The organism is Burkholderia sp. WSM2230, assembly GCF_000472445.1.
In the GTDB taxonomy this organism is placed as follows: domain Bacteria; phylum Pseudomonadota; class Gammaproteobacteria; order Burkholderiales; family Burkholderiaceae; genus Paraburkholderia.
The window spans coordinates 273,802-296,845 of sequence record NZ_AXAJ01000007.1; the positions used below are offsets into that span (position 1 = coordinate 273,802).

General features: G+C 65.1%; 23 protein-coding genes and 2 pseudogenes. 14 read left to right on the plus strand and 11 right to left on the minus strand.

Annotated features, from left to right (window positions below):
• Positions 1 to 2,007 (minus strand): bifunctional DedA family/phosphatase PAP2 family protein, encoded by a 2,007-nt coding sequence (locus A3AC_RS0116420; protein ID WP_025600152.1) that lies wholly within the window; start codon positions 2,005 to 2,007, stop codon positions 1 to 3.
• Between the two features lie 115 nt (positions 2,008 to 2,122).
• Entirely contained in the window at positions 2,123 to 2,902 is a 780-nt protein-coding gene (locus A3AC_RS0116425; RefSeq protein WP_025600154.1) for a glycine zipper 2TM domain-containing protein, read from the minus strand.
• A gap of 210 nt (positions 2,903 to 3,112) precedes the next feature.
• Here A3AC_RS0116425 and A3AC_RS0116430 point away from each other — a divergent pair, with 210 nt between their 5' ends.
• Together A3AC_RS0116430 and A3AC_RS0116435 are read left to right on the plus strand one after the other, a co-directional pair.
• Positions 3,113 to 3,526 (plus strand): hypothetical protein, encoded by a 414-nt coding sequence (locus A3AC_RS0116430; RefSeq protein ID WP_025600156.1) that lies wholly within the window; start codon positions 3,113 to 3,115, stop codon positions 3,524 to 3,526.
• Positions 3,527 to 3,615: 89 nt separating this feature from the next.
• Positions 3,616 to 4,092, plus strand: a complete 477-nt coding sequence (locus A3AC_RS0116435) for an OsmC family protein (RefSeq protein WP_025600157.1) — start codon at positions 3,616 to 3,618, stop codon at positions 4,090 to 4,092.
• Positions 4,093 to 4,149: 57 nt separating this feature from the next.
• Here the strand turns inward: A3AC_RS0116435 and A3AC_RS0116440 are convergent, their stop codons facing one another.
• Both A3AC_RS0116440 and A3AC_RS0116445 read right to left on the minus strand, forming a co-directional pair.
• Positions 4,150 to 4,392 (minus strand): hypothetical protein, encoded by a 243-nt coding sequence (locus A3AC_RS0116440; RefSeq protein ID WP_035475245.1) that lies wholly within the window; start codon positions 4,390 to 4,392, stop codon positions 4,150 to 4,152.
• 66 nt (positions 4,393 to 4,458) lie between these two features.
• Complete coding sequence (locus A3AC_RS0116445; protein ID WP_025600159.1) at positions 4,459 to 4,926, minus strand: Lrp/AsnC family transcriptional regulator; 468 nt, start codon at positions 4,924 to 4,926, stop codon at positions 4,459 to 4,461.
• A gap of 154 nt (positions 4,927 to 5,080) precedes the next feature.
• On the opposite strand from A3AC_RS0116445, the gene A3AC_RS0116450 reads away from it, so the two are divergent.
• On the plus strand, positions 5,081 to 5,743 hold the full coding sequence (locus tag A3AC_RS0116450; RefSeq protein ID WP_025600161.1) for a LysE family translocator: 663 nt from the start codon (positions 5,081 to 5,083) through the stop codon (positions 5,741 to 5,743).
• 53 nt (positions 5,744 to 5,796) lie between these two features.
• On the opposite strand, the gene A3AC_RS0116455 is transcribed toward A3AC_RS0116450, so the two are convergent.
• On the minus strand, positions 5,797 to 5,970 hold the full coding sequence (locus tag A3AC_RS0116455; RefSeq protein WP_025600162.1) for a DUF1289 domain-containing protein: 174 nt from the start codon (positions 5,968 to 5,970) through the stop codon (positions 5,797 to 5,799).
• A 161-nt stretch (positions 5,971 to 6,131) separates the two neighbouring features.
• On the opposite strand from A3AC_RS0116455, the gene A3AC_RS0116460 reads away from it, so the two are divergent.
• A complete protein-coding gene (locus A3AC_RS0116460; RefSeq protein WP_025600164.1) occupies positions 6,132 to 6,452 on the plus strand; it encodes a YnfA family protein in 321 nt (106 codons plus the stop codon).
• A gap of 9 nt (positions 6,453 to 6,461) precedes the next feature.
• Here the strand turns inward: A3AC_RS0116460 and A3AC_RS0116465 are convergent, their stop codons facing one another.
• Entirely contained in the window at positions 6,462 to 6,971 is a 510-nt protein-coding gene (locus A3AC_RS0116465) for a DUF1993 domain-containing protein (RefSeq protein WP_025600165.1), read from the minus strand.
• A gap of 329 nt (positions 6,972 to 7,300) precedes the next feature.
• On the opposite strand from A3AC_RS0116465, the gene A3AC_RS0116470 reads away from it, so the two are divergent.
• From A3AC_RS0116470 to A3AC_RS0116495, 6 genes are all read left to right on the plus strand, one after another.
• A complete protein-coding gene (locus tag A3AC_RS0116470) occupies positions 7,301 to 8,860 on the plus strand; it encodes a S53 family peptidase (protein WP_025600167.1) in 1,560 nt (519 codons plus the stop codon).
• Between the two features lie 101 nt (positions 8,861 to 8,961).
• Positions 8,962 to 10,617, plus strand: coding sequence for a S10 family peptidase (locus A3AC_RS0116475; RefSeq protein ID WP_025600168.1), 1,656 nt, complete (start codon positions 8,962 to 8,964; stop codon positions 10,615 to 10,617).
• 190 nt (positions 10,618 to 10,807) lie between these two features.
• Positions 10,808 to 11,446 carry a hypothetical protein gene (locus A3AC_RS0116480; protein WP_025600170.1) on the plus strand — a complete coding sequence of 213 codons (639 nt, stop codon included), beginning with the start codon at positions 10,808 to 10,810 and terminating at the stop codon, positions 11,444 to 11,446.
• Between the two features lie 303 nt (positions 11,447 to 11,749).
• Positions 11,750 to 12,109, plus strand: coding sequence for a hypothetical protein (locus A3AC_RS0116485; RefSeq protein ID WP_025600171.1), 360 nt, complete (start codon positions 11,750 to 11,752; stop codon positions 12,107 to 12,109).
• Positions 12,110 to 12,406: 297 nt separating this feature from the next.
• Positions 12,407 to 12,553 carry a hypothetical protein gene (locus tag A3AC_RS30700; protein WP_198017998.1) on the plus strand — a complete coding sequence of 49 codons (147 nt, stop codon included), beginning with the start codon at positions 12,407 to 12,409 and terminating at the stop codon, positions 12,551 to 12,553.
• A gap of 5 nt (positions 12,554 to 12,558) precedes the next feature.
• Entirely contained in the window at positions 12,559 to 12,825 is a 267-nt protein-coding gene (locus A3AC_RS0116495) for an RNA-binding protein (protein WP_025600172.1), read from the plus strand.
• A gap of 239 nt (positions 12,826 to 13,064) precedes the next feature.
• Here the strand turns inward: A3AC_RS0116495 and nadE are convergent, their stop codons facing one another.
• Positions 13,065 to 13,925 carry an ammonia-dependent NAD(+) synthetase gene (gene nadE, locus A3AC_RS0116500; protein WP_025600174.1) on the minus strand — a complete coding sequence of 287 codons (861 nt, stop codon included), beginning with the start codon at positions 13,923 to 13,925 and terminating at the stop codon, positions 13,065 to 13,067.
• A 495-nt stretch (positions 13,926 to 14,420) separates the two neighbouring features.
• Between nadE and A3AC_RS0116505 the strand changes: the two genes are divergently transcribed.
• Positions 14,421 to 15,572: a L,D-transpeptidase gene (locus A3AC_RS0116505; protein ID WP_442856509.1), complete on the plus strand. Its 1,152-nt coding sequence runs from the start codon at positions 14,421 to 14,423 to the stop codon at positions 15,570 to 15,572.
• A gap of 304 nt (positions 15,573 to 15,876) precedes the next feature.
• Here the strand turns inward: A3AC_RS0116505 and A3AC_RS0116510 are convergent, their stop codons facing one another.
• From A3AC_RS0116510 to A3AC_RS31030, 3 genes and pseudogenes are all read right to left on the minus strand, one after another.
• On the minus strand, positions 15,877 to 17,436 hold the full coding sequence (locus tag A3AC_RS0116510; RefSeq protein WP_025600177.1) for an ABC1 kinase family protein: 1,560 nt from the start codon (positions 17,434 to 17,436) through the stop codon (positions 15,877 to 15,879).
• 61 nt (positions 17,437 to 17,497) lie between these two features.
• Positions 17,498 to 17,803 (minus strand): annotated as a pseudogene (locus tag A3AC_RS0116515) (hypothetical protein); the annotation flags it as partial.
• Between the two features lie 61 nt (positions 17,804 to 17,864).
• Positions 17,865 to 18,107: pseudogene (locus A3AC_RS31030) on the minus strand (sodium:solute symporter family transporter); the annotation flags it as partial.
• A gap of 110 nt (positions 18,108 to 18,217) precedes the next feature.
• On the opposite strand from A3AC_RS31030, the gene A3AC_RS0116525 reads away from it, so the two are divergent.
• Together A3AC_RS0116525 and A3AC_RS0116535 are read left to right on the plus strand one after the other, a co-directional pair.
• Entirely contained in the window at positions 18,218 to 19,747 is a 1,530-nt protein-coding gene (locus A3AC_RS0116525; protein ID WP_025600179.1) for a PAS domain-containing sensor histidine kinase, read from the plus strand.
• 431 nt (positions 19,748 to 20,178) lie between these two features.
• Positions 20,179 to 21,759 carry a trypsin-like peptidase domain-containing protein gene (locus tag A3AC_RS0116535; protein ID WP_198017999.1) on the plus strand — a complete coding sequence of 527 codons (1,581 nt, stop codon included), beginning with the start codon at positions 20,179 to 20,181 and terminating at the stop codon, positions 21,757 to 21,759.
• Between the two features lie 54 nt (positions 21,760 to 21,813).
• On the opposite strand, the gene A3AC_RS0116540 is transcribed toward A3AC_RS0116535, so the two are convergent.
• Complete coding sequence (locus A3AC_RS0116540) at positions 21,814 to 22,110, minus strand: hypothetical protein (RefSeq protein ID WP_442856508.1); 297 nt, start codon at positions 22,108 to 22,110, stop codon at positions 21,814 to 21,816.
• A 146-nt stretch (positions 22,111 to 22,256) separates the two neighbouring features.
• Here A3AC_RS0116540 and A3AC_RS0116550 point away from each other — a divergent pair, with 146 nt between their 5' ends.
• Positions 22,257 to 23,003, plus strand: coding sequence for a GntR family transcriptional regulator (locus tag A3AC_RS0116550; protein WP_025600183.1), 747 nt, complete (start codon positions 22,257 to 22,259; stop codon positions 23,001 to 23,003).
• Positions 23,004 to 23,044: the final 41 nt, after the last annotated feature.

Genomic DNA, 23,044 nt, shown 5'->3' on the forward strand with positions numbered 1-23,044 from the left:
TCACTGCGCCACCGAGGCGAGCAGCGCTACGGGAACGCCATGACAGGTCCCCGTCGCGACCACGCTCGCGCCTGAGTTGCCGCCCAGCTTCTCGCCGCTGTCATACGAGGAGATGTGCTTGTCCACGCGCACGAGGTTGAGCGGCCAAGAGGCGTGCACGAGCCGTTCATGCGCGATCGAGCCGAGCCACAGCGGCACGGCGGCGGTGCCGTTGCCGACTGCATAGCCGCTTGGCCAGAAGCGCAGCACGTCGCGCTGGTTGCGCGTTTCGCCGGGACGCATGAAAACGAGCGACGAGGGTACGCCGTTGTTCAGCTTCGGCAGTACGGGCAACGCGGTGGCGGGCACATCCGGCGAGGCGAGCGAGAGCAGGCTGTGCGCGGACAGATCGGTGCCCTCGAGCCACCCCTCGCCGCGCAATTGCCGGCGAAGCGATTCGCCGTCCGCTACCCATTGCAGCGTGAGCGGCTCCTTGCGGTCGCCGCCCATGTCCGAGCGATAGCAGGGCAACTGCTTCCATACCGTCTGCGTCCACTGTTGCCGCGTGACATGTGCGAGCGGCAGCGGCGCGAGAGCGCCGGGCGGCGCCGTCATCATGCCGAGACCGGATTGCACACCGACACTCGCGAGCACCACCGCGAACACGATTGCCGGCATCCACCGGCGCGTGGGCGGCGGCTGCGGATGCCGCAACATCGCAGTGAGCGCGACAATGGCCACCCACACGTAGGCGAGCGCCGCGCCGCCGATCGCATCCGACACCCAGTACCGGCCAAAGTACACTCCCGCGAGGGCGACAAGGATCACGACGAGGGTCGTCACGGTGCCGACCAGCAGGCCTTCGAGCATGCCGACCCGCCGCGCCAGCAGAAAAGCCAGAAAGCCATACACGATGACCGTCGCCGCCACGTGATTGCTCGGGAACACGTATGCGTTCGTCATCAGCCCATTGGGCGCGGCGCGCTGCATCGTGAATTGCAGGGCGAAGATCAGCATCTGCGAAAAGACGACGGCTGCGAGCCAGTAGCCGATGGTGCGCCAGCGCCGCTCCCAGACCATCCACAGTGCGACGGTGACGATCAGCGCGGCCAGCGTGGCAGTGCTGCCGAGCGTCGCCAGGCCGGCGAGCACGGCGTCGCCCCACGGCGTGCGCACCGATTGCATGAAGCGATACACGGACTGGTCGACGTGCGTGATCGGATCGCCCGTGATGACGTCTTCGAGAATGCCGAAGAAGAGTGCGCCGCATACGAGCACGATCAACGACGCCACCAGGATGCTGGTCGCGTCCGGTGCTGCGGGGTCGAGCATTCTTCGCGCGGCGCGGCCAAGCGGTCCGGGGTGGCGGCAAGCCCAGCTGCCGAGATGACGGCCGGCCGCATTCGACCATGCGTGCGCGTGCGAAAGCAGGAAAGCCGCTGCCCGATAGCTGAGCCAGATGCTCACCACGAACAGCGCGAGGATCACGACGAGCCGGAACGAAACCGCGCCCGCGAGCAGCACTGACGCGCCGAACACCACGCCGGGCAGGATATGCGCCGGCGCCCATAGAAGCGCGGACAGCACGTTCATCGCGTAAAAGCGCAGCGGCGACATGCCGAGCATGCCGGCGACCACCGGCACGATCGCGCGCAGCGGTCCCACAAAGCGCGCGAGCACCACGCTCTTCGCGCCATGCTTGCCGAAAAAGCGGTAACCGGCTTCCAGTACTTCGGGATGACGGGAAAACGGCCAGAGTTTGACGATGCGGCTCTTGTAGCGGCTGCCGAGCCAGAAGCTGATGCCGTCGCCGGCAATGGCGCCCGCTATCGCCCACGCCAGCACCCAGCCAAGGCTCAGCGAACCGGTGCCGGTGAGCGCGCCCGCGAGGAACATCGCGGTGCTGCCGGGAACGAAGGTGCCGATGACGGCGACCGACTCGAGAAAGGCCGCGAGGAACACGACCGTGAGCATCCATTCCGGATGGCCGGCCAGCAGATGCAGGAGGTGGACGTACGCTTGCTCCATCGTGCGCGATCAGCCGTTTTGGCGTAACGACCGATCATAACGCGCACGATGCGATTCTATGGCTCGCCGAGTCTCATTTCTCGCGCGCCGGCTCCCAAGAAATTTTCGCGAGCGCTCAGGAAGCCGTGAGCGTGTCGCCCGAGACGCGCACGCGTTCGCCGACCTGCACGGGCGGCTGCGTCTGATAGTCGAAATTGCGGTAGCTGCCGTCCTGCATGCGCACCTGAACCTGGTAGGTGGTCTGCTTGCGCACGGCGTGCTCGATGCCGTTGCCTGCAAGCCCGCCGCCGACCGCGCCCGCAATCGTGGTCAGGATCTTCCCGCGTCCGCCGCCGATCTGATTGCCGACCAGGCCGCCGGCAACCGCGCCGCCGAGTGCGCCGAGGCCAGTGGTCGGCTCGGGCGACTGCACGGTGTTGATGGCGACTACTTCGCCCGCGTACGGATCGGCGGGAACCGGGCGAGCCGCGGTGGGTTCGTTGGCCGTGTGGTAGCCGTTGTTGTTTGCGTATCGCGGCGCTTGCGTGGCGCCGGTATGCGTGCGATGAACCGGCGGCTTTGCGGGCGCGGCGTGCTGCGCCGGCTGCTGCACCGTTTGCGCGATGGGCTGCTGCGCGGTTTGCAACGCCGCCTGTTGAGCCGTTTGTTGAGCCGTTTGTTGAACCGCTGATTGAGCGGACGCCGGCTGCGGTGCGGCCAGCGCGCCGCTCGTGTTCTGCGCGGCGAGGGCGGCCGGCGAAGGCGCCGGTTCGGTGAGCGCATGCGAAGTGGGCAGCAAGCCGGTCATCGCCGCGATCCCCGTCGCGCTTGCGAGGATGACGGCCACTGCTGCGCCGGCGATCAACGGATGAATACGGCTGCGCGGTGAAGTGCTGCTCGTGAGGTTCGTGTTCATTGCGGGCTCCGCGGGTAGATGCCTGCAATAACGCTTGCACGAAGCGTCAGGTGTACGCTCCCGACGCGTGCTTTGTAAGCATTTGTACGACGTTGCACGGTGGAACGCCGTTCGCGCGCTGACGCGGATAGACCCTGTTACGACCGTGAACGAAGCAGGCAGCGGCTCGTCATATGGGTTGAGCGGTGCGTTATCTCACGGAGCGAAGTCATGAGCATTGCAACTGGCGGTATTGCATCAATGGTGATGGTCGCAGCGTGCCTGTGCGGCATGAGCGGAATGGCGGCCGCGCAGGCGGTCGGCAGCAACGCCGGCAATGGCGGCCTGAACGCGGTGCCGTCGAGTGGAAACGCAGCACGCGGTGGCGGAGCAGGGGGCTCGACACTCAACCCGACGCCGGGGCTTACTACGCCCGGCGGGGCCGTCGGCAGCGGCCTTGGCAGTGGCGCGGGCAACAGCATGGGCAACGGCACGGGTCTGGGCACCGGCACGCGCCTTGGCACAGGCATTACCGTCAGTCCCGGGCACGTGCCCAACAACATGCGGGCGAACGGCACGAGCCTGAACCAGAACCCCGATCCGCGAGTGCCGGGCCTGAGCGGCAGGCCCGCGGCGCCTCGATAGACAGACAGGCGAGAACGTCGGGTTGGCCGGCGCCCGGCGGCTAGAATAGACGCTCCTTCAACCGGTTCGTTCGATCACAGGAAGCGCGCATGGCATACGGCGAGCACACATACAGAGTCTGCGTGCAGTGGACAGGCAATCGCGGCACCGGAACCTCCGGCTATCGCGACTACGGCCGCGATCATGTAATCGCCTCGGCAAACAAGCCGGCCATTGCCGGCTCGTCCGACGCCGCGTTTCTCGGCGACGCCGACCGCTGGAATCCCGAAGACCTGCTGGTCGCCTCGGCCTCGGCGTGTCACAAGCTGTGGTACCTGCACCTGTGCTCGGACGCGGGCGTTGTCGTCGTGGACTATCGCGACGAAGCCGAAGGAACCATGCTCGACAGTCCACAACAAGGCCGCTTTGCGCAGATCGTGCTGCGCCCGCGCGTGCTCATTCAGGCGGGCGGCGACGTCGAACTGGCGCGGCGCCTCCATCACACGGCGCATGAGAAGTGCTATATCGCGAACTCGGTCAACTTTCCGATTCTTTGCGAACCTGTAATCGAAACCCGGGAAGGCTGAACGTCCCGCTGCGCTGGGGCAAGCGGCGGCGCGCTTCTCCCAGCGCAGCTAACAGGCTCAGCGGTTGCCGTCGAGCAGGTCGCCCAGCAGTTCGTCGAATGCGGCCTGGGCGTCTTCGAGCTCCTGCAGGGCGGCGTCGAAAGTCTGCAGCGCGAACTGCGAGGGCTTGCCGCTGCCGGCCGGCGGGAATTGCGACTGCAACGACGCAAACGCCGTCTTCACCCGTTGTGTCGCGGTCAATACGCGTTCCATCGCGGCGGTTTCTTCGGCCCGCGCCTTGTCGTGATCGATGTTGTCCATGAGAACTCCGTGTTCGTCCGTGCGGCTCGCGCCGCGTGAAATGGCGTGACTATGCCATGTTCGGGCTCACAACAGGGGCAAGCCGCCGTCGGCCTTCACCTCGCGCAACGATAACGCCGACTCCACGGATGTCACGCCCGGCAGGCTGCGCATCTGGTCGCGCATGAACGTGCCGTAATCGTCGAGGTCGCGCGCGACCACCTGCAGGATGTAGTCCGCGCTGCCCGATACGTTGTGACACGCGATGATCCGCGGAATCGCCTGCACTTCGCGCTCGAAGCGGTTGGCGAGGTCCTTGTCGTGCACGGCAAAGCGCACGAGAACGAACGCAACCACGCCGAAGCCGAGCGCCGAACGCGCGAGCACAGCCCGGTACTGGCCTATGTAGCCATCGTGCTCGAGGCGCTTCAGGCGCCGCGCGCAAGGCGTTTCGCTGAGGCCGACGAGTTCGGCGAGCTTCGCATTCGACATGCGGCCGTCTTTTTGCAGCGCGGCGAGAATCGCGCGGTCGGTCTTGTCGAGGTCGGTTGTCATGTCTGGTGGCGACTGTTTTTGCGCTGGCGGAAGGCCGACGAAAATCACGCGATCTTAGCGCATTCCTCCAAAACTCACGCCACGACTCCGGAAATTCGCCAGCAAACCCTCCATCGGCGATAGCAAGATAGAGCCCTGAATAAAAGAGGCTCACATGATTTCCGCACACCTTCTCGCTGTATATATCGCCGCGCTACTGGTCGTCTACGCGGTGCCTGGTCCCGACATGGCGCTCATCCTGCAAACGAGTATTGGGCGCGGCGTGCGCAGCGGCTTCGCGGCCGCTTGCGGGCTCGGCGTGGCCCGCGCGACGCACGTGACGCTGTCCGCATGCGGTGCGGCCGCGCTGCTGCGCAATGCGCCGTGGCTGTACGACGTCGTGCGCTATGGCGGCGCGGTTTATCTCGCGTGGGTCGGCATCCAGATTTTTCGCTCGCCGGTGTTCGCGCTGCCCGACGCGAGCGCGGCAAACGACGAGGCGGGCTCGCCGCAGCGGGCTGGCACGACCGGCGTGCGCCAGTTGCGGGCTGCGTTCGTCAAGGGCTTGCTGACCAATCTGCTGAACCCGAAGGCGCTGCTGTTCTGCTCGGTGCTGTTGCCGCAGTTCGTGCGCCCCGAAGCGGGACCGGTCGCGTTGCAGATGATCGAGCTAGGTTCGGTGCTGCTCGCGGTCGGCATGTGCTTCGACCTCGCGTATGCAGTCGGCGCTGCGCGCATCGCCCAATGGATGCGCGCGCATCCGCTTGCCCAGACGCTGCAGCGCTGGACTTTCTCGGCGGCGCTGATCGGCTTCGCGCTGCGGCTGTCGCTAGATTGACAGTTTTGCCGGGCTGCGCCACGCTTCCACGCCTTCTAACGAACTCCAACGGTCTACCGCTTCAGCTTGCGCTCGCGGCGCGAGCGGTCGTCGATAATTTTTCTGCGGTGCTTGTCTTTCATCTTCTTCCAGCTCCTGCATTCATCGCGTGTGCGCAGGCAGCCGATGCAGTAGCCGGTTTCACTGTCGAACTTGCAGATGTCGACGCAGGGCGATGCAGTGCTCATGTCGGGCAAAGGTCGTGAATGGCAAAAAGGTGCGGCGACTTTCGCACGGCCCTTGCTCGCGCGCCAAGTGATTGTGTCAATAAGACCGATAGAGCGCCGATCCGCGCGCATGCCTGATCGCGCGCGGCCTGCGCTACGCGAACACACACTGCCTGTAGTCGATGAAAACCTTGCTGCTTTACACCATTACCGCCGTGGCTGAAATTCTTGGCTGCTATCTGCCGTGGCGCTGGCTCAAAGAGGGTGGCTCCGTCTGGCTGCTCTTGCCGGGCGCGCTCAGTCTCGCGCTGTTCGCGTGGCTGCTCACGCTGCACGGCACCGCCGCGGGCCGCGTATATGCGGCCTACGGCGGCGTGTATGTGGCGGTGGCAATAGCCTGGCTGTGGTGCGTCGACAAGGTGCGGCCGACGCTGTGGGACGCAGCCGGCGTCGCGGTGACGCTGGCCGGCATGGCGATCATCGCCTTCCAGCCGCGCGTGTGAGGGCTCCGCTTACTTTAGCGCGCCGAGATAATCGAGCTTGCCGAGCTCCACGCCGTTATGGCGCAAGATGTCGTACGCCGTGGTGACGTGGAAGAAGAAGTTCGGCAGCACGAAACCAAGCAGATACGACTGGCCCGTGAAGTCGATTGCCCCACTGCGCATTTTCAACGTGACGGTGCGCTCCTCCGATCCGTCGATCTGCTGCGGGCTGAATTCCTTCAGATAGTCGATCGTCTTTTGAAGGCGCGCGTGCAGTTCGTCGAAAGTCTGTTCGACGTCGTCGTATTTGGGCGCTTCCACGCCGGCAAGACGCGCGGCGCAACCCTTCGCGGTATCGCTTGCGATATAGATCTGGCGCACGAGCGGCAGCATGTCCGGCGCGAGGCGCGCGTTCGTGAATACCGACGGTTCGATCTGCTTTGCTGCGGCATGCGCCTGGGCCTTGCCGAGGATGGCCTGCAGATTGGTGAGGCCGCGAATCAGCACGGGCAGAGATGCTTGATACATCGAGATTGACATGGGGTTCCTCTGATTCTTCGATCGTGCGCACATACGGGCGCGAGGCAATGTAACGGCTGAATGGCCGCTGCAGCATCATAACGGAGCGCTGCGCTGCGTGCATGAGGGAGCCGCCGCATTGGCCATTCGGCCGACTGCCGCGCGCGCCGGAACTGTGTTCGAATGCATTGGTCCGAAGGTTTGCGAAGTCCTGCATGCAGCAACCCGCCTGCATCATCATGTAACGCATCACCATGTAACAGCTGTCGTCCGGCGGCGAGTGGATGGGCGCACGTGCCGCTCTCCTGTCCCTCGCATCCCGCCCGTCATGCCAAGAGGAGAATCGACACATGGCCACCAAGAAACCGCTGCCCGGAAGCGAGCGAACGGTAGAACAAGGTTCGAAACTGATCGGAGCCTGCGATCCATCCGAGAAGATCGAGGTTTTCGTCATGCTGCGCCGCCAGCAGCAGGCGCAATTCGACGCGCTGATGAGCCGGATCGAAGCCGGCGATCCGAACGTAAAACCGCTGTCGCGCGAGGTGTTGGCAAAAGACTATGGCGCGGCCCCCGAGGACATCGCCAAAGTCAAGGCATTTGCCGCCGCTCATGGCCTCACGGTGCTGCGCGAGGACCCGGCCGCGCGCTCGGTGCTGCTGTCGGGCACGGTCGGGCAATTCCAGAGCGCGTTCGAGGTCAAGCTCGAAAAGTATCAGCACCATACGGCCGGGGAATTTCGCGGCCGCACCGGCGCGGTCCATGTGCCGGACGATCTGCATGACGTCGTGGAGGCGGTGCTCGGGCTCGACAACCGCCCGCAAGCGCGGCCGCACTTTCGCATCCGCCCGCCGTTCAGGCCCGCCCGAACGCACCAGGCTTCGTTCACGCCACTGGAACTCGCATCGCTCTACCAGTTTCCACAGGGTGACGGCAGCGGCCAGTGCGTCGGTATCATCGAACTGGGCGGCGGATACGATCCGGCGGATCTCAAATCGTACTTCGCGAGCCTCGGCGTACCTTCGCCCACGGTGAAATCAGTCAGCGTCGATCAGGCGCGCAACGAACCGACCGGCGATCCCAGCGGGCCTGACGGCGAGGTTACGCTCGACATTGAGATTGTCGGCGCCATCGTGCCGGGCGCGACGATTGCGGTGTACTTCGCGCCGAACAGCGACGCCGGTTTTATCGATGCAGTGAGCCGCGCGGTGCACGATACGGTCAACAAGCCGTCGGTGATTTCCATCAGTTGGGGCGGGCCGGAGTCCATCTGGACGAGCCAGTCGCTGAAGGCGTTCAACAGCGTGCTGCAAACCGCCGCGGCGCTCGGCGTGACGGTTTGTGCGGCGTCGGGCGACAGCGGATCGAGCGACGGCGCCGGTGGCGGAGACCACGTCGACTTTCCGGCGGCGAGTCCGTATGTGCTCGCGTGCGGCGGCACGAGCGTGAGCGCGTCGGGCACCGCGATCACCCATGAGGTGGTCTGGAACGACGGTCCGCAAGGCGGCGCGGGCGGCGGTGGCGTGAGCGGCGCGTTTGCGTTGCCCGCCTGGCAGGAGGGACTTTCGGTTGCGTTGACGGCGGGCGGCAAGAAGCCGCTGGCGCGGCGCGGCGTCCCGGATGTGGCTGGCGACGCCTCGCCGCTCACCGGCTATACCGTGCTGGTCGCGGGCACGCAAACGGTGGTGGGCGGCACGAGCGCCGTGGCGCCGCTGTGGGCCGGGCTGATTGCCCGCATCAATGCGGCACGAGGCGCGCCGGCGGGCTTCGTGAATCCGAAGCTGTACAAGGCGGCGGGCGTCTGTAACGACATCACGCAGGGCAATAACGGCAGCTTTGCGGCGTCCGCGGGCTGGGACGCGTGCACCGGACTCGGCAGCCCCAATGGTCAGAAAGTGGCTGCCGCACTATAGTCGGCAAATCGGTCGGCAAGTTGGCCGACAAATCGGTCGACAAGTTGGCCGGCAGAAAATCCGCAGCACCGGCAAGACGTGAACGTACACATGGAGCGATCATGACAAGCACAGAGCCAGCGTCCGTTAGTCCGCAGTCGCCGCACAATTCCGAAGCCTCCGCCAAGCCCGCAGCGGCGGGCGGCAAGCACAAGGCGGGCGATCAGCCCTTCTTCGATCCGGTCGCATACGGTAACGGGCCGGACGATTCCGTCACCGCGACGGACGAGAACGCCGCGATCACGCATCACTCGGTCACGATAGACGGCAAGAAGATCAATTACACGGCGACGGTGGGCCATCTGGTGATCGTCGACCCGAGCAGCTCGGAGCCCGCCGCGCGCATGTTCTACGTCGCGTTCACGCAGGACAACCAGCACGAGGAAACCCGGCCGCTAACGTTCTTCTATAACGGTGGGCCCGGTTCTTCGGCTGTATTCGTGCTGCTCGGCTCGTTCGGGCCGCGCCGCATCAAGACGTCGATGCCGAGCTTCACGCCGCCCGCGCCCTACACGATCGAAGATAACCCCGACAGCCTGCTCGACAAAAGCGATCTGATTTTCATCAATCCGGTCGGCACCGGCTATTCGGCGGCTATTGCGCCTAAGAAGAATCGCGATTTCTGGGGCGTCGACCAGGACGCCGATTCCATCGCACAGTTCATCAAGCGCTTTCTGACGAAGAACAACCGCTGGAATTCGCCCAAGTATCTGTTCGGCGAGTCGTACGGCACGGCGCGCAGCTGCGTGCTCGCCTACCGGCTGCACGAGGGCGGGGTCGATCTGAACGGCATCACGCTGCAATCGTCGATTCTCGACTATGCGCAGGCGGGCAATCCTGTCGGCGTGCTGCCCACGGCCGCCGCCGACGCGTGGTATCACAAGAAGCTCGGCATCGCGCCGCGGCCGACGGATCTCGGCGCCTTCGCGGAGGAAGTCGCCCAGTTCGCCCGCACGGATTACCTCGCGGCGTTGCGCAAGTTCCCAACCACGGATTCGGCGACGGTCGAGAAGCTCGCCGAATACACTGGCATCGACAAGACCACCTTGCTCGCGTGGAGCCTTGACATCGCTTCGTACGACAGCCGTGGCAATTCGCTGTTTCTGACCACGCTGCTCAAGCCCCAGGGCCTCGTGCTCGGTGCTTACGACGGCCGCGTTACCGCCATCGGAACCGGCATTGCCGGCAAGATCGACCCGAACTCGGGCGGCAACGACCCGACGATGACGGCGGTGTCGGGCGTCTATACGACAATGTGGAACGTCTATCTGAACGAGCAGTTGAAATACACGTCGAACTCGGCCTTCACGGATCTGAACGATCAGACGTTCCAGTTCTGGGACTTCAGCCACGTCGACCCGACCGGCGCGCAGAAGGGCGTGGACGACAAAGGGAACGTGATCCTTTACACGGCCGGCGATCTTGCCGCCGTCATGGCGTTGAACCCTGATCTCAAAGTACTGTCGGCAAACGGCTTTTATGATTTCGTCACGCCGTTCTATCAGACGGTGCTCGACCTGCAGCAAATGCCGCTGCTCAGTCAGCAGGTTCGGCAGAATCTGTCAGCACGCTTCTATCCGTCGGGCCACATGGTGTATCTCGACGGCGGCTCGCGCACGGCGCTGAAGGCGGATCTCGCGCAAATGTACGATGCGACGGTAGCCAACACCGAAGCGCTCAGCCGCATTCGTGCGCTTCAGGCCCGGGCGACGCAATAGACCAGACGGCGCGGTGTCAGTGCAACGGTTCGTCGCGGTGCGTAGTGAGTGATGGCGCCGGGGGAGCCAGTGGTGCGTAGTGGCGCTCGTGCAGGCCGCGCTTCGACCCGCTTTTTACGCATGCGGTTCGAATGTGTTTTAATTGCCTTGCGAATTGAACTATTGCGCGCCCCCGGCGGCGCGCCGACGAATGAAGGCAGGCATTGCAGACAGGCGTCGCAGCGGCTGTTGCGCCGACCATACCGGCACTATCTTTCGACCGTACCCACATACGTCGGCGCTGTCGCGCGCGCGGCATGCGCGTATCGCGCTGATGCTTGGGCTGACCGCGTTCGTCGCATTGCGAGTCGGTGCGGCGCATGCGCAGGACGCGGGCATGCTCGATCAACATGTCACTCAGCAGTCGATCGGCGAGACGATCTGCCGGCCCGGCTATGCCAGCACGGTTGCGCCGCCGTTTGATGAACTGATGGCGCACAAGGACCGCATGCTCGCCGAGCGTGGCATCGAAGCAGACGACGCAGCCGACTTCGCGCTGGACCGGCGCGTGCCGGTGGTGCTCGGCGGTTCGCCCGATGCGCCCGCCAACCTCGGCCTTCTGCCGTGGGCAGGGCGCCAAGGCGAGCGGCGCAAGGCGCGCGCGGCTGTCATGCTCAAGCGCTGCGTCTGCGAAGGCAAGCTGAGTCTCGCGGAAGCGCAAGCAGCGATCGTCGGCGACTGGTCGGTGGTCTATTCGGGCTACGGCCAGGAGTCCTGCAACATCAGCCGGCTCGACGTGGCCACCAGCGTCGAAGGCGGGCGTATCGCGGGACGCGTCACATCGCCGTGATGTAGCCTGGTTGCTGCGCGGCCTTGCGCGGACTGCGTTGCAGATGAGCGACGACAGGAAGAATGGGTGGCGGCGGCTACGGCTGCGGCTACGGCTGCGGCTGCGGCTGCGGCTGTAACTGTGGCGGTGACTGTGACTATGGCAATGGCTATGGCTACGACAGCGACAGCGACTGCGCAAACCAGGCTCCCTTTCTCTTGCGCGCGCCGTTTAGCCTGCGTTCCGGTAGCTTGCCGTCGTCTGGCTGGCGTGCCTTTTATTTCGCGTTCAACTCGCCGACCCAACTCATTCCGGAGAACCACCATGACCTATTCACATCTTGCCGCCGCGACGCTGGCTGCGCTGACCCTCGCGTGCGCCGCCGGCAGCGCGCCAGTATCAGCCGCCGAGTCGATCCGTTGCGGCAAAGCCGACTCGCTGCAGATTCGCGGCGACGTGCCCGCGGCCATCAGCTTCGATGTCTATCGCCAACTGCGTCCGCTCAATGCACAGCGCATCGCGCTTTTTGAGTCGGCCGGTGAAGTAAAGCGTCTGCCCGACGGCCTCGCGGTATGCGAAGTCGCGGACGACGGTGTCGACGACCCCTCGGCAGTTCTGGTCGAATTGCCGCAAGGCAGGAACGCGTGGTGGGTCAGCGCGGCCAACGTGCAGGACGCGGACTGACACTGACTGCTCGAGCCCGGTTTTTCCGCGTGTCCATCGACGCAATGCACACCGGCATGCACGGCGCGGCTCGCTCCTTGCGTCCGGCGTCTGGGTGACAAACGTCTGGAGCGCTGAGCACCGTCAAAGAGACAGCGCAGTTGCCGAACGGAGATTGTGCCGTTCGGGTACAGTGCATTGTTTGCCGTCGTCAATGCAGCTTGGTGTCCACACGCCGCGTCGCATCGCATTTGCGACCGCCAGTGGCTATCCTGAAACAGGAAACCTGGCGAACCTGTCGGAATACCGGAGATTCGAATGATTGCTTTCTACCTGTCGTTGGCCGCGCTGGGCGCGGCGGGCGCCGCCCTCATCCGCGAACTGGCCGCCGCACAGGCTAGACAGCGCGCGGCATTGCGCCCGGCGCGCGTGCGCGCCGACAGGCGCGGCAGCCGGCAAGGGTAGGCCGCATGAACCTGATCGTGCGCAACATCGCGCCGTCTTGCAGCGAGCAGGAAGTGCGCGAATTCCTCGAGCGCGAGCTCGGGCATTACGCGCGCCACGTCGAAGTGATCGACGCCGGCAAGCCCGGCGCGTACGCGACGGTCGAGCTCGACGCGCAGGTGCCGTATGTCGGCGAAGTCATCGCGCGGCAGATTCACGGCAAGCACCTGGGCGGCGTGGCGCTGGAGGCGAGCGCCGATCTTTTCACCGACGAGCCGCCGCCGGCTCACTGAGCGCGCCACACTTCCGGGGGCTGGGGCTGGGGCTGGGGCCGGGGCTGGGGCTGACGGCTGGCGGACTCGGCGTGCGCCTTGCGGACTGCGCCTTGCTGCGCGTGGCCCTCGGCTCAGGGCTCAGGGCCCTCGGCTCACGGCCCGCGTCGAGCGGCTCACGGCGCGCAGCCTGCGCCTCGCGGCGCACTGCTTTGCGCCTTGAGGCCCACGCCTCATGCCTCATGCCCACGCCTCTCGCCTCATTTCCCGCTCTCAGGCACCGGCCAGTCGAACGGCGTGTACGGCAGCGCCCGCTTGTGCCGCGTGACAGTGTAGAAACGCAAGATGATGTTGCGTGCCTCGTCGCTGACCGGTTTGCCTTCCAGGAAGTCGTCGATGGTCTCGTAGGGAACGCCGTACGCGTCTTCGTCGGGCCGTTGTGGACGCAACGCTTCGAGGTCGGCGGTCGGCACCTTGTGCGCGAGCGCGTCCGAGGCCCCCAGCGCCTTCGCGACCGCGCGCACGCGGCGCTTGTTGAGGCCGGCGAGCGGCAGCACGTCGGCGCCGCCGTCGCCGAACTTAGTGAAAAAGCCCATGAGCGATTCCGCCGCGTGGTCCGTGCCGATCACCGCGCCGGCGCGCGTGCTGGCCACCGCATACTGCGCGATCATTCTTTGCCGCGCCTTGATGTTCCCGTGGACGAAGTCTTCGTGCGCTTCGTCGGAGAAAGGCAGGCCGCTTTGACGCAGCGACGCAAGCATCGCGTCGGCGGCGGGCTTGATGTCGATGGTCAGCGTCTCGTCAGCGCGAATGAAGGCCAGCGCCTGCTGCGCGTCGGCCTCGTCTTTCTGCTCGCCGTGCGGCAGGCGGATCGCGACGAAACGTGCGTCGTAGTTGTCGGCGCGCAAGCGCTCGACGGCCAGCTGCGCGAGGCGCCCGGCCGTCGTCGAATCCACCCCGCCGCTAATGCCGAGCACATAGGTCTTCAGGCCATTGCTGCGCAGGTAATTCGCGAGAAAAGAGACTCGACGCCCGATCTCCTCGTTGGCGTCGAACCTGGCGGTCAAATGCAGTTCCGCTGCGATGTCCCTCTGGACAGCGGCTGGATCGGTGTGCTTCATGGTTCTCCTGCTCCTTGCTCGTGAACGCGATGTCTAACCAGCGACTTCCATGGCCTGCGAGCACGCAGCGGACCCGCCGGGCGCCATCGACAGATTTCGATGTGCTGCGTAACATCTCGGGTTCCGAGCGCCGCATCAACCTGCGAGCAGCCAATAATAAACACACATCAGTGCGAACCCGCGATGAACTACCCCAAGCGGCCTCGCCCGCCAGAACTGGACCGCCCGGCTTCCACACGAGTCGCGGCGCGCATGACCCGCTGTATACGGCGCGCATTCTGTTTGCTGTGCCGTCCGTCGTTGATCAGGAAGGCGTTGTGTCGACTGTCGGTCGTTGCACACGTGCTGCGCTGGCAGTCATTCTGGGTGCGGACGCCGCAGTCTCCGTTATTGAGCGGGCAGGCACGGTGTCGACCGTCATTCGCTGCGCAGATGTTGCGCCCGTTGCCGTTCTCGTTCCTTTTTGACGTGCAGGCGTCGCGTCGCGCGTCATCCATCGCGAAGGCGGCACGCCGTCCATCGCTTGACGCAAAGGCACCGCGCCGTCCGATGCATGCGCCGGCGTCGGTGTTCGCGAGCTTCTCTGTCGCCGGCGCGCTGGCTGTATCGGCTTGCGCGAGCCTCGCCGCCACGCTGCCCGAGGCAACCAGTGGAGCCGCTTCTCGCGGCGCCGCGTCATCGGGCGCTATGTCGTCGTCCGCCAGGTCGTCGTCCGCTGCGTCGTTGCCCGGTAGGTCGTCCTCCGCTCTGTCGTCGTCCGCTGAGTCATCAGGGGCTACGTCGTCGTCCGCCAAGTCGTCGTCCGCTGCGTCATCGGGCGCTGCATCGCCCGACGACGCATCGTCCCTCGCCGCGCCGGACGCCGCGGGCGTCGTGGATCCGCGCCGCGCATTGGCGTTGCGCGACATGTTCTCCCGCCAGGTCACGCGCCGGCTCAATGTGCCGGCCGCGGAGCAGCGCGCCTATGCCGGGCGTCTGCAGGCGGCGTTGCGCGAGCACGCGCTGGGCGAACTCTCGGGCGAGTATGTCGTGATGGTCGACCGCAACGCGAACGCGCAGGCGCTCTTCATCTATTTTCGCGCGACGCCCGCCGACGCCTGGCAGATGATCGGCGCATCGCCGGTATCCACCGGCCGGCCTGGCGAGTTCGACCATTTCGTGACGCCGCTCGGCGTGTTCGAACATACGCCGTCCAACATGGATTTCCGCTCCGAGGGCACGGAGAACCAGAACCACATTCGCGGCTATGGCAAGCGCGACATGCGCATCTTCGATCTCGGCTGGGCGCAGGCCGAGCGCGGCTGGGGCAAAGGCGGGATCTCGCAGATGCGCTTCCAGATGCACGCCACCGATCCAGACCGGCTCGAGCCGCTGCTCGGCGTGCGTCATTCGAAGGGCTGCGTGCGCATTCCCGCGTCGCTCAATACGTTCCTCGATCACTACGGGATTCTCGACGCGGAATATGCGGCGCTCGTCGATTCGGGCAAGTCGTTGTGGGTGTTGAAGAGCGATCGCCAGATCGTGCCGTGGGCGGGGCGCTATATCGTCGTGGTGGATTCGGAGCGCAAGGCGCGTCCCGCGTGGTCCCCCGCGCCGAGCGCAAAGGCGCACGCGAGGGTGCCGGCCGGCACGGATACGGCGGATTGATTCGTTGCGTCGCCGCGGCGACGCCAGACCGCCACATCGCGTCGCCACCGCACCACCACGCCCCCACGAGATCGCGAGATCATGAGATCATGAGATCATGAGATCATGAGATCATGAGATCATGAGATCACGCCCTCGGGTCATCATGTCACCGGTTCACCGCGCTACCACGCTACCACGCCACCGCTCCACCGCTCCACCGCGCCAATCAGCGCATCAGCGCCCCAGCACATCAGCACATCAGCACATCAGCACATCAGCACATCAGCACATCAGCACATCAGCGCATCAGCACATCAGCACATCAGCGCATCAGCAACATCGTGCCTGCGCCGAGAATCCCGCCGCACACCGCGCATGCCCACAACAGCGCGCGCGTGCGCCGATATTCCCGGCCGATTTCGGCCAGCAGTTGAGCGTTCTGCGCCGGCCTGCGCGCGCGATCGTGCTCGTGTTGCAGATAGCGCACCGCCAGTTGCGGCACGCGCGGCAGCATGTGCGCGAGATGCGGCAGCTCGCGCGAAATGCGCTTGAGCCAGCCGCGATGATCGACGTCGCGCCGCGCGATGTCCGCGAGCACGCGCCGCGCGATATTCCATGTATCGACGCCCGGATGCAGTGCGCGCGCCAGCATCTCGGCTTGCTGGAACGAGCGCTGCGCGGTGGCGAGGCGGCTGGACACGGCCCCGTCGAAGGGATGCACGGCGTGCAGCAGATGGTGAAACAGCGAGCCCGCCGAGCGGTCTTGCGGGGCCGCTGCGAAATGCGCTTCGGCACGCGTGCGCAATTCGGCTTCGATCAATTCGGCGCGCGTGTCGTGCGGCACATGGCCCGCCTCGCGATGCAGTTCCGCAAGCCGCCCGTAGTCCTGATCGAACAGCGCGGTCGCACCATGCACGAAGAACTCGCGCTCGCTGGTCGACAGGCTCGACATGATGGAAAACTCAGCCAGCACGAGCCGCCCCAGCGAATCGGGCGCGATGCTCACGCGAACGCGCCGCGCGTCGAGCGTGGCATGAAAGAAGCCGTGCTCGAAGGCCTGCTCGGTTACCACTTCGACGAGATGCGCGGCGAGCGGCGCCAGCTTCACGCCATGTGCATGCAGGCCGCTCAGGTCGCTTGCCGGCAGCGTGTCGATGCGCTGCATGGTCAGCGTATGGTTCGTGCACAGATCCCAGATCACGTTGGGCACGACGATGCGCGGGTCGCCGTCGAAGTGATGTCCGGTCTGGCTCAGGTTGGCGGCTTCGGCGCGCAGGTCGAAGCGGCGCAGGATGTCGTCGGTGAAAGTTTGCGCGAGCGCTCGCAGCCGCAGGCGGCGCGCCGTGCCCGACAGTTTTTCGAGCCAGCGCGCGACCCAGCGCAGCAACGCGAGCTCGTCGCCGATCTGTTGCAACTGGCCGGCGCGCAGCAGCTTGATCGCCACCTCGCGATGACCGTTGACGGGCATGATGAGCCGGGCGAAATGCGTCTGTTCGGCGAAACCGCTGCGCACCGGTATCAGGTCGACGGCGCTGAACAGGGTGGCGAGCGGGCGGCCGAACGCGCGCGCCAACGCTTCTTCGGACTCGCGGGGCGGCAGCGGCGTTTCCAGGTGATCCACCGCGTCGATCGCGTCGTGCAACGTGGCGCTTGCCAGTTCGGGACGCTCGGCCAGCGCCTTCGCGAAACGGCCGGCCAGCGGGCCGAGCGCCGGCAGGAGGCCGTGAACGCTGCGCGCGCCGTCCGCCGACGCATGCACGCGGCCGACCAGTTCGATCATCCAGTGGAGCTTGCGGCCGGGCGGCGCGGCGAGCCAGATCAGACGCGCGCCGTAACGCAGCGCGTGGTAGAGCAGCAGTAAGCGGCGAAACGGTGGCGGCATCGGCGTTCGATCGGCGGCAATGCGGCGCGCGCGAAAGCGCCACGCCGCGGGGCCAGGACGCTCAGATTATCAGGGATGCGCGCCCGCCGCCGTACCGACGACGAATTCTCCAGGACTCGATCCGCCGGCGCCGGCTGTCGCCCAAGAGCGGCATGCCGCGCACCCGCTGGCCGGTCGCGTCGAATAACGCGTTGGCGAGGGCTCCCGCAGTCGGTCCCATTGACGCTTCCGCTGCGCCGGGAAACGGCGCGCCGGGCCGGTCGATCAGGTGCACGTTGATGCTGCGAGGCGCGGCGGAGAATCGCAAGATCGGATAACTGCTCCAGTCGAAGCTGCGGATTTTCTGCGTGTCGAACTGCAGTTCTTCGCTTCGTATAGGCATCGAGAGCATCTCCGCCAGCCCATCGCGCAGCGGATACACGCCTTGCCTGGACCTGTACAGTGGGGCTCAGTACGGTGCGCGTCACCGCGCAAAGCAGGCCGAGCGAGCCGCCGATCACCGCGCCGCGAGTAGTGAGGCCGCGCGAGTAGATCGACAGCAGCAAGGGGGGAAATTCGAGCTTGCCGCGATCGACAACGTCAGGCTCACGATGGAGGCGATGTTCTGCTTCTCCGAACGCGATGCCGAGCAGGATCAACAGCACGCCAAGCACATGCGTAGCGATGCGCGACATGTTCAGGTCCTCGCGATACCGACGATGCCAATAAAACATGCCTCATAGGTGAGGCGTAAAATGTGCGCTGCCCATATATTTTTACGACCTCACCGGAACAGGCCCCCATGAGCCAGATTGACAACAGGCAGGACGCGACGCGCGAAACCGAGGAGCAGTTCCGGATCCTCGTTCAGGGCGTGACCGACTACGCAATCTTCATGCTTTCGCCCGCGGGCGTGGTGACCAGTTGGAACGTTGGAGCAGAGCGGATCAAAGGGTACCGGCAGGCGGAGATCATCGGCGAACATTTCTCGCGCTTTTACTCGGACGAAGACAAGGCAGCGGGTGCGCCGGCGCTGATTCTTGCGACAGCGGCGAGAGAAGGCCGTGCCGAACGCGAAGGGTGGCGCGTTCGCAAAGACGGCAGCCGCTTCTGGGCGCACGTCGTGGTGGATGCGATTCGCGACGACGCGGGTTCTCTCGTCGGATTCGCCAAAGTGACACGCGACATCACCGAGCGCAAGGAGGCGGCAGCCGCGCTGGAGAAGGCCAACACGGCGCTGTTCCAGGCGCAGAAGATGGAGGCCATCGGGCGCTTGACGGGCGGCGTCGCGCACGATTTCAACAATCTGCTGGCGATACTCTCCAACGGTCTCGAGGTGCTGGCCATCCAGTCACGGACGCCGGTCGAGAGAAGGATGATCGAAGGCATGCGCAGGGCTATCGACCGCGGCGCCTCGCTCACGCAGCAATTGCTTTCATTCGCGCGGCAGCAGCCATTGCAGGCCCAGGTACACGACCTGAATGCATTGATTCGCGAGTTCGCGCCCATGCTTTCTCGTGCGGGTAACCGCAGCACGCAAGTCGAGCTAGCCTTGCAACCCGGCGATACATTCGCAATGGTCGACGCAGCGCGCTTCGAGGCGGCGCTGCTCAATCTCGTTGTCAACGCGGTCGATGCGATGCCCACGGGCGGCACCGTCACGATCGGCACCGAGACTGTTCAGTCGGGCGCGGAACTGCCTCCGTCATTGCCGGACGGCAGCTACATCCGGATTTCCGTTGTGGATACCGGCATGGGCATGGCGGGCGACGTGCTGGCGCAGGCGTTCGAGCCGTTCTTCACCACCAAGCAGCCAGGCAAGGGAACCGGACTGGGGCTGAGCCAGGTGTATGGCTTCATCACGCAGTCGGGGGGCGACGTACATCTTTCGAGCGAAGCGGGCAAGGGCACGAAAGTCGATCTGTATCTGCCGGTCGCGCAGCGGGAGGCAGCCGTCAGTGTTCCGCATGTTGCGAAGCACGAGACGATTCTGCTCGTCGAGGACGAGCCCGATGTGCTCGGCGTCGCGTCGGAACTGTTGATGAGCATCGGCTATGAGGTGGTGCCCGCGAGCAGTGCGTCGGAGGCTGCACAGATTCTCAAGGAGCGAACCGATATCGCCGTTGTCTTCACCGACATAACGATGGCGCACGGCATCAGCGGGCTGGAACTGGCGCGCCTTGTCCGCTCGCAGTATCCGGGAATCAGGGTGGTGCTCACGTCGGGCTATTCGCCGGTTCCGCTGCGAGATGAAAAAAACGCGCTGGGCGATCTCATCTTTGTGCAAAAGCCATACCGCCTGGCCGATCTTGCGAAGGCGCTGCGAGCCTGAGCGGCGAGCCGCTGCTGGCGAAGCCTGGACTTCGGCCAGGCAGGCCGGTGCTGGTCAGAGCCCGGCCGGCCGTTGACATTCTTCAGCCGGGACTACGCGACGAGATTGCGACGTATGCAGCCGGCGGGTGAACCATGTCGATGCGCCGCCGCACGCCGGACCCCACACGCACTACGCCGCCCTGGATGCACGCCAGGATTTGTACTCGCTGCAATTCGCGCGCGGCTTCCCTATAAATAAAGCAGGCGAGTTGCAACAGGGCCGGTCGCATTCGAACGCGCGAGTCCTCTGCAATGCCTGGCGCCGTCACGCGCGAAATAAATTCTTCACAGTGCAAGGCATAAGGGAGGTGCGCTGTGTCTAACCTCACTCAATCGAGCCGGTCAACCCGGTCGCTGGTCTCTTTTTGCATTGCCGTGACCACGGCGTGTATGACGGTTGGTTCCATCGCGTACGCAGCGGAAGTCGCGATTTCACCGGCAGCCGCTTCTGGTGTTGCGCCCGCCGCTGCGTCGCCATCGGGACCTTCGTCGTCGTCTTCATCTGCACCCGCCGTCGCGCCTGCGAGGGCAAAGCGGGCTGCAACCGGCAGCATCGCCGCGCCTATCGACTTCCCGGCAATCGTCGAGCGTTATGGGCCGGCTGTCGTGCATATCCGCGCAACCGTGCCGTCGAATGCGCCCGCGAGCACGGCGCCCGCTTCGGGCCTGGGTGCAGACGTGATCGAAGGTGAGGATCCCATCCTGGCGTTCTTCAGGCAGGCCGTGCCGCAATCGCAAGACAGCCAGGGCGCTACTCCGCGCGCGATGTCGGGCGTCGGATCAGGCTTTATCGTGAGCGCGGACGGTCTCATTCTGACGACCGCGCATGTGATCGGCCAGTCGGATGACGTGACGGTGCGCCTGACCGACAGGCGCGAGTTCAAGGCGAAGGTCCTGGCCGTCGATACGCAGAGCGACATCGCCATGCTGCAGATCGAGGCGACGAAGCTGCCTACCGTCAAGCTCGGCGATTCGGCACGCGTGCGCATCGGTGAACAGGTGCTGACGATCGGTTCGCCGGACAGCTACCAGAACACGGTCACGGCGGGCATTGTCAGCGCGACGTCGCGCACGCTTGCCGACGGCAGCACCTTTCCGTTCTTCCAGACGGATGTGTCGCTGAACCCTGACAATTCGGGTGGTCCCGTGTTCAATCGCGCTGGCGAAGTGGTCGGCATCGACGTGCAGGTGTATGCCGACAGCGACCGCCTGCAGAGCCTCACGTTCGCGATCCCGATCAATATGGCGGACAAGCTGCGCTCGCAGTTGCAGGATGCACAGGCGCAACAGGGACAGGACCCGCAGGCCCAGCAAGCCCGGCAAGGCGCGCAAGGTGTTGCGCGCAGCAATCTGGGCATTCATGTACAGGACGTCGATGCGAATCTGGCCGGCGCGTTCGGCCTGCCGCGCGCGGCGGGTGCACTCGTGACTGCGGTCGAGCCGGGCAGCCCTGCCGCGGCGAGCAATCTGAAAACAGGCGACGTGATCGTGCAGCTTGCCGACAAGCCGATCGAGCACGCGGCTGACCTGAGCGGGCAGGACCTCGCGTTCCAGAACCGACGCAGTGTCCCGCTGAAGCTGATCCGCGAGCGCAGACCGGTCACAGTGATGGTCAGTGCCGGGCCAACGTCGCAACAGGCGAATGCAGGGGCGGGCGGGGTTGCTGGCCCACGTTCCGAAGCCGGTTCGCGGCAGCGTCACGGGCTCGATCGTCTCGGTCTCGCCATGCATGCTCTGACCGATGACGAGCGGCGCAGCCTGGACCTGCCTCAAGGCCTGATGGTGGATGAAGTATCGGGGACGGCTGCTGCTGTCGGCATCAAGCCGGGCGATGTCGTGCTGTCGTTGAACGGCACGCTGGTCGCGTCGCAGGACGAACTGGCGTCGCTTGCGGCGGGCGCCGGCAAACAGGCAGCGTTGCTGGTGCAGCGCAATCATGCACGACGCTTTGTCACGGTCGATCTGAGGTAGCGGAGTGGCGAGGTCTCAGTCCAATGAGAGCGACGGTTGGGGGCGCCGGAGATTTCACCGCGCGATCCCATAGACGACGCCGACCGCAGCGCCAACAAAAAGAGAAACAAGGTAGGACTTCATTGCAGTGTTTTCGGTGCCGGCCGCGACAGCGCGATAAGCGTCGGGACCATCGTCCAGGTTAAAGCGTTGCGCGATGACCGGGGCGCGCAGCTTGCCGCTTTCGAATCCGTCGGCGAGAGCGGTCATGAGAGGTGCGGCGTCCGCGACTCCGAGCGTGGCGCTATCCACGCCGAACAGTTGCGTTTCGTTGTGGTGGAAGCTGATCAAGTCGAAATCGACGCTGCTCATGGCAGCGTTCATATCGCGCTGCGCTGAATGGCGACGCGGTCCGCGCCGCCGTGCAGGTAATGGAGTTTTTTGTCCTCCGTTGACATCTCGTCTGCGGGTCGGACAATAATCTCAGCCTCAAGACTCGCCAAGCTCAGGTCCGACGCGTGAACGATATAACCGGCATTTCACCCTCGCGGGCTGATCACGTCTACTTCAGCGTACGCGACGATATCTTCGACATGCGTCTTCTGCCGGGTGACCGCGTGACCGAAGGCAGCATCGCAGAGCGCTTCGGCGTCTCGCGCACACCCGCGCGCGAAGCCCTGCAGCGTCTGCAAGGCGATGGTCTGATGCGCGGTTACGTGCGCGGCGGCTGGGAAGTGATGCCGGTAGATTTCAAGCGCTTCGAAGACCTCTACGAGATGCGCACGCTGATCGAGACGTTTGCGGTTTCCAAGCTTGCCAGTTCCGAAGGCGACCTTTCCGATGGCGTCGCACGAATGCTCGATCGCCTTGACCGAGTCTGGAAAATCCCGCATGCCCGACGCCGGCGTGATGGCCGCGAGATGGTCGCGCTCGACGAAGAATTTCACCACGCCCTCGTGCAGGCCGCCGATAACGCCGAACTGACCAACGCGATGCAGCGCGTGACCGATCGCATCCGCGTCGTGCGGCGGCTCGATCTCGTGTACGGCGACTGCATCGACGAAACCTACGACGAACATGTGGCGATTCTCGAGGCGGTTCGCCTTCGCGACACCGATCGTAGCGTGGCGTTGATCGCGCGCCATATTGAAGGCAGCCGCGCTGAGGTACGCACCTTGACCGAAGAACGCCTGCAACGGGCGCGCACCGCAATGGGGCCGAACACCGTCCCGTACGCACCACCGAGGATGCGCGGCACCAGATAGCGACATCACCGTCGCGGGAGTCTTCCCTGAAGTCCGCGTGC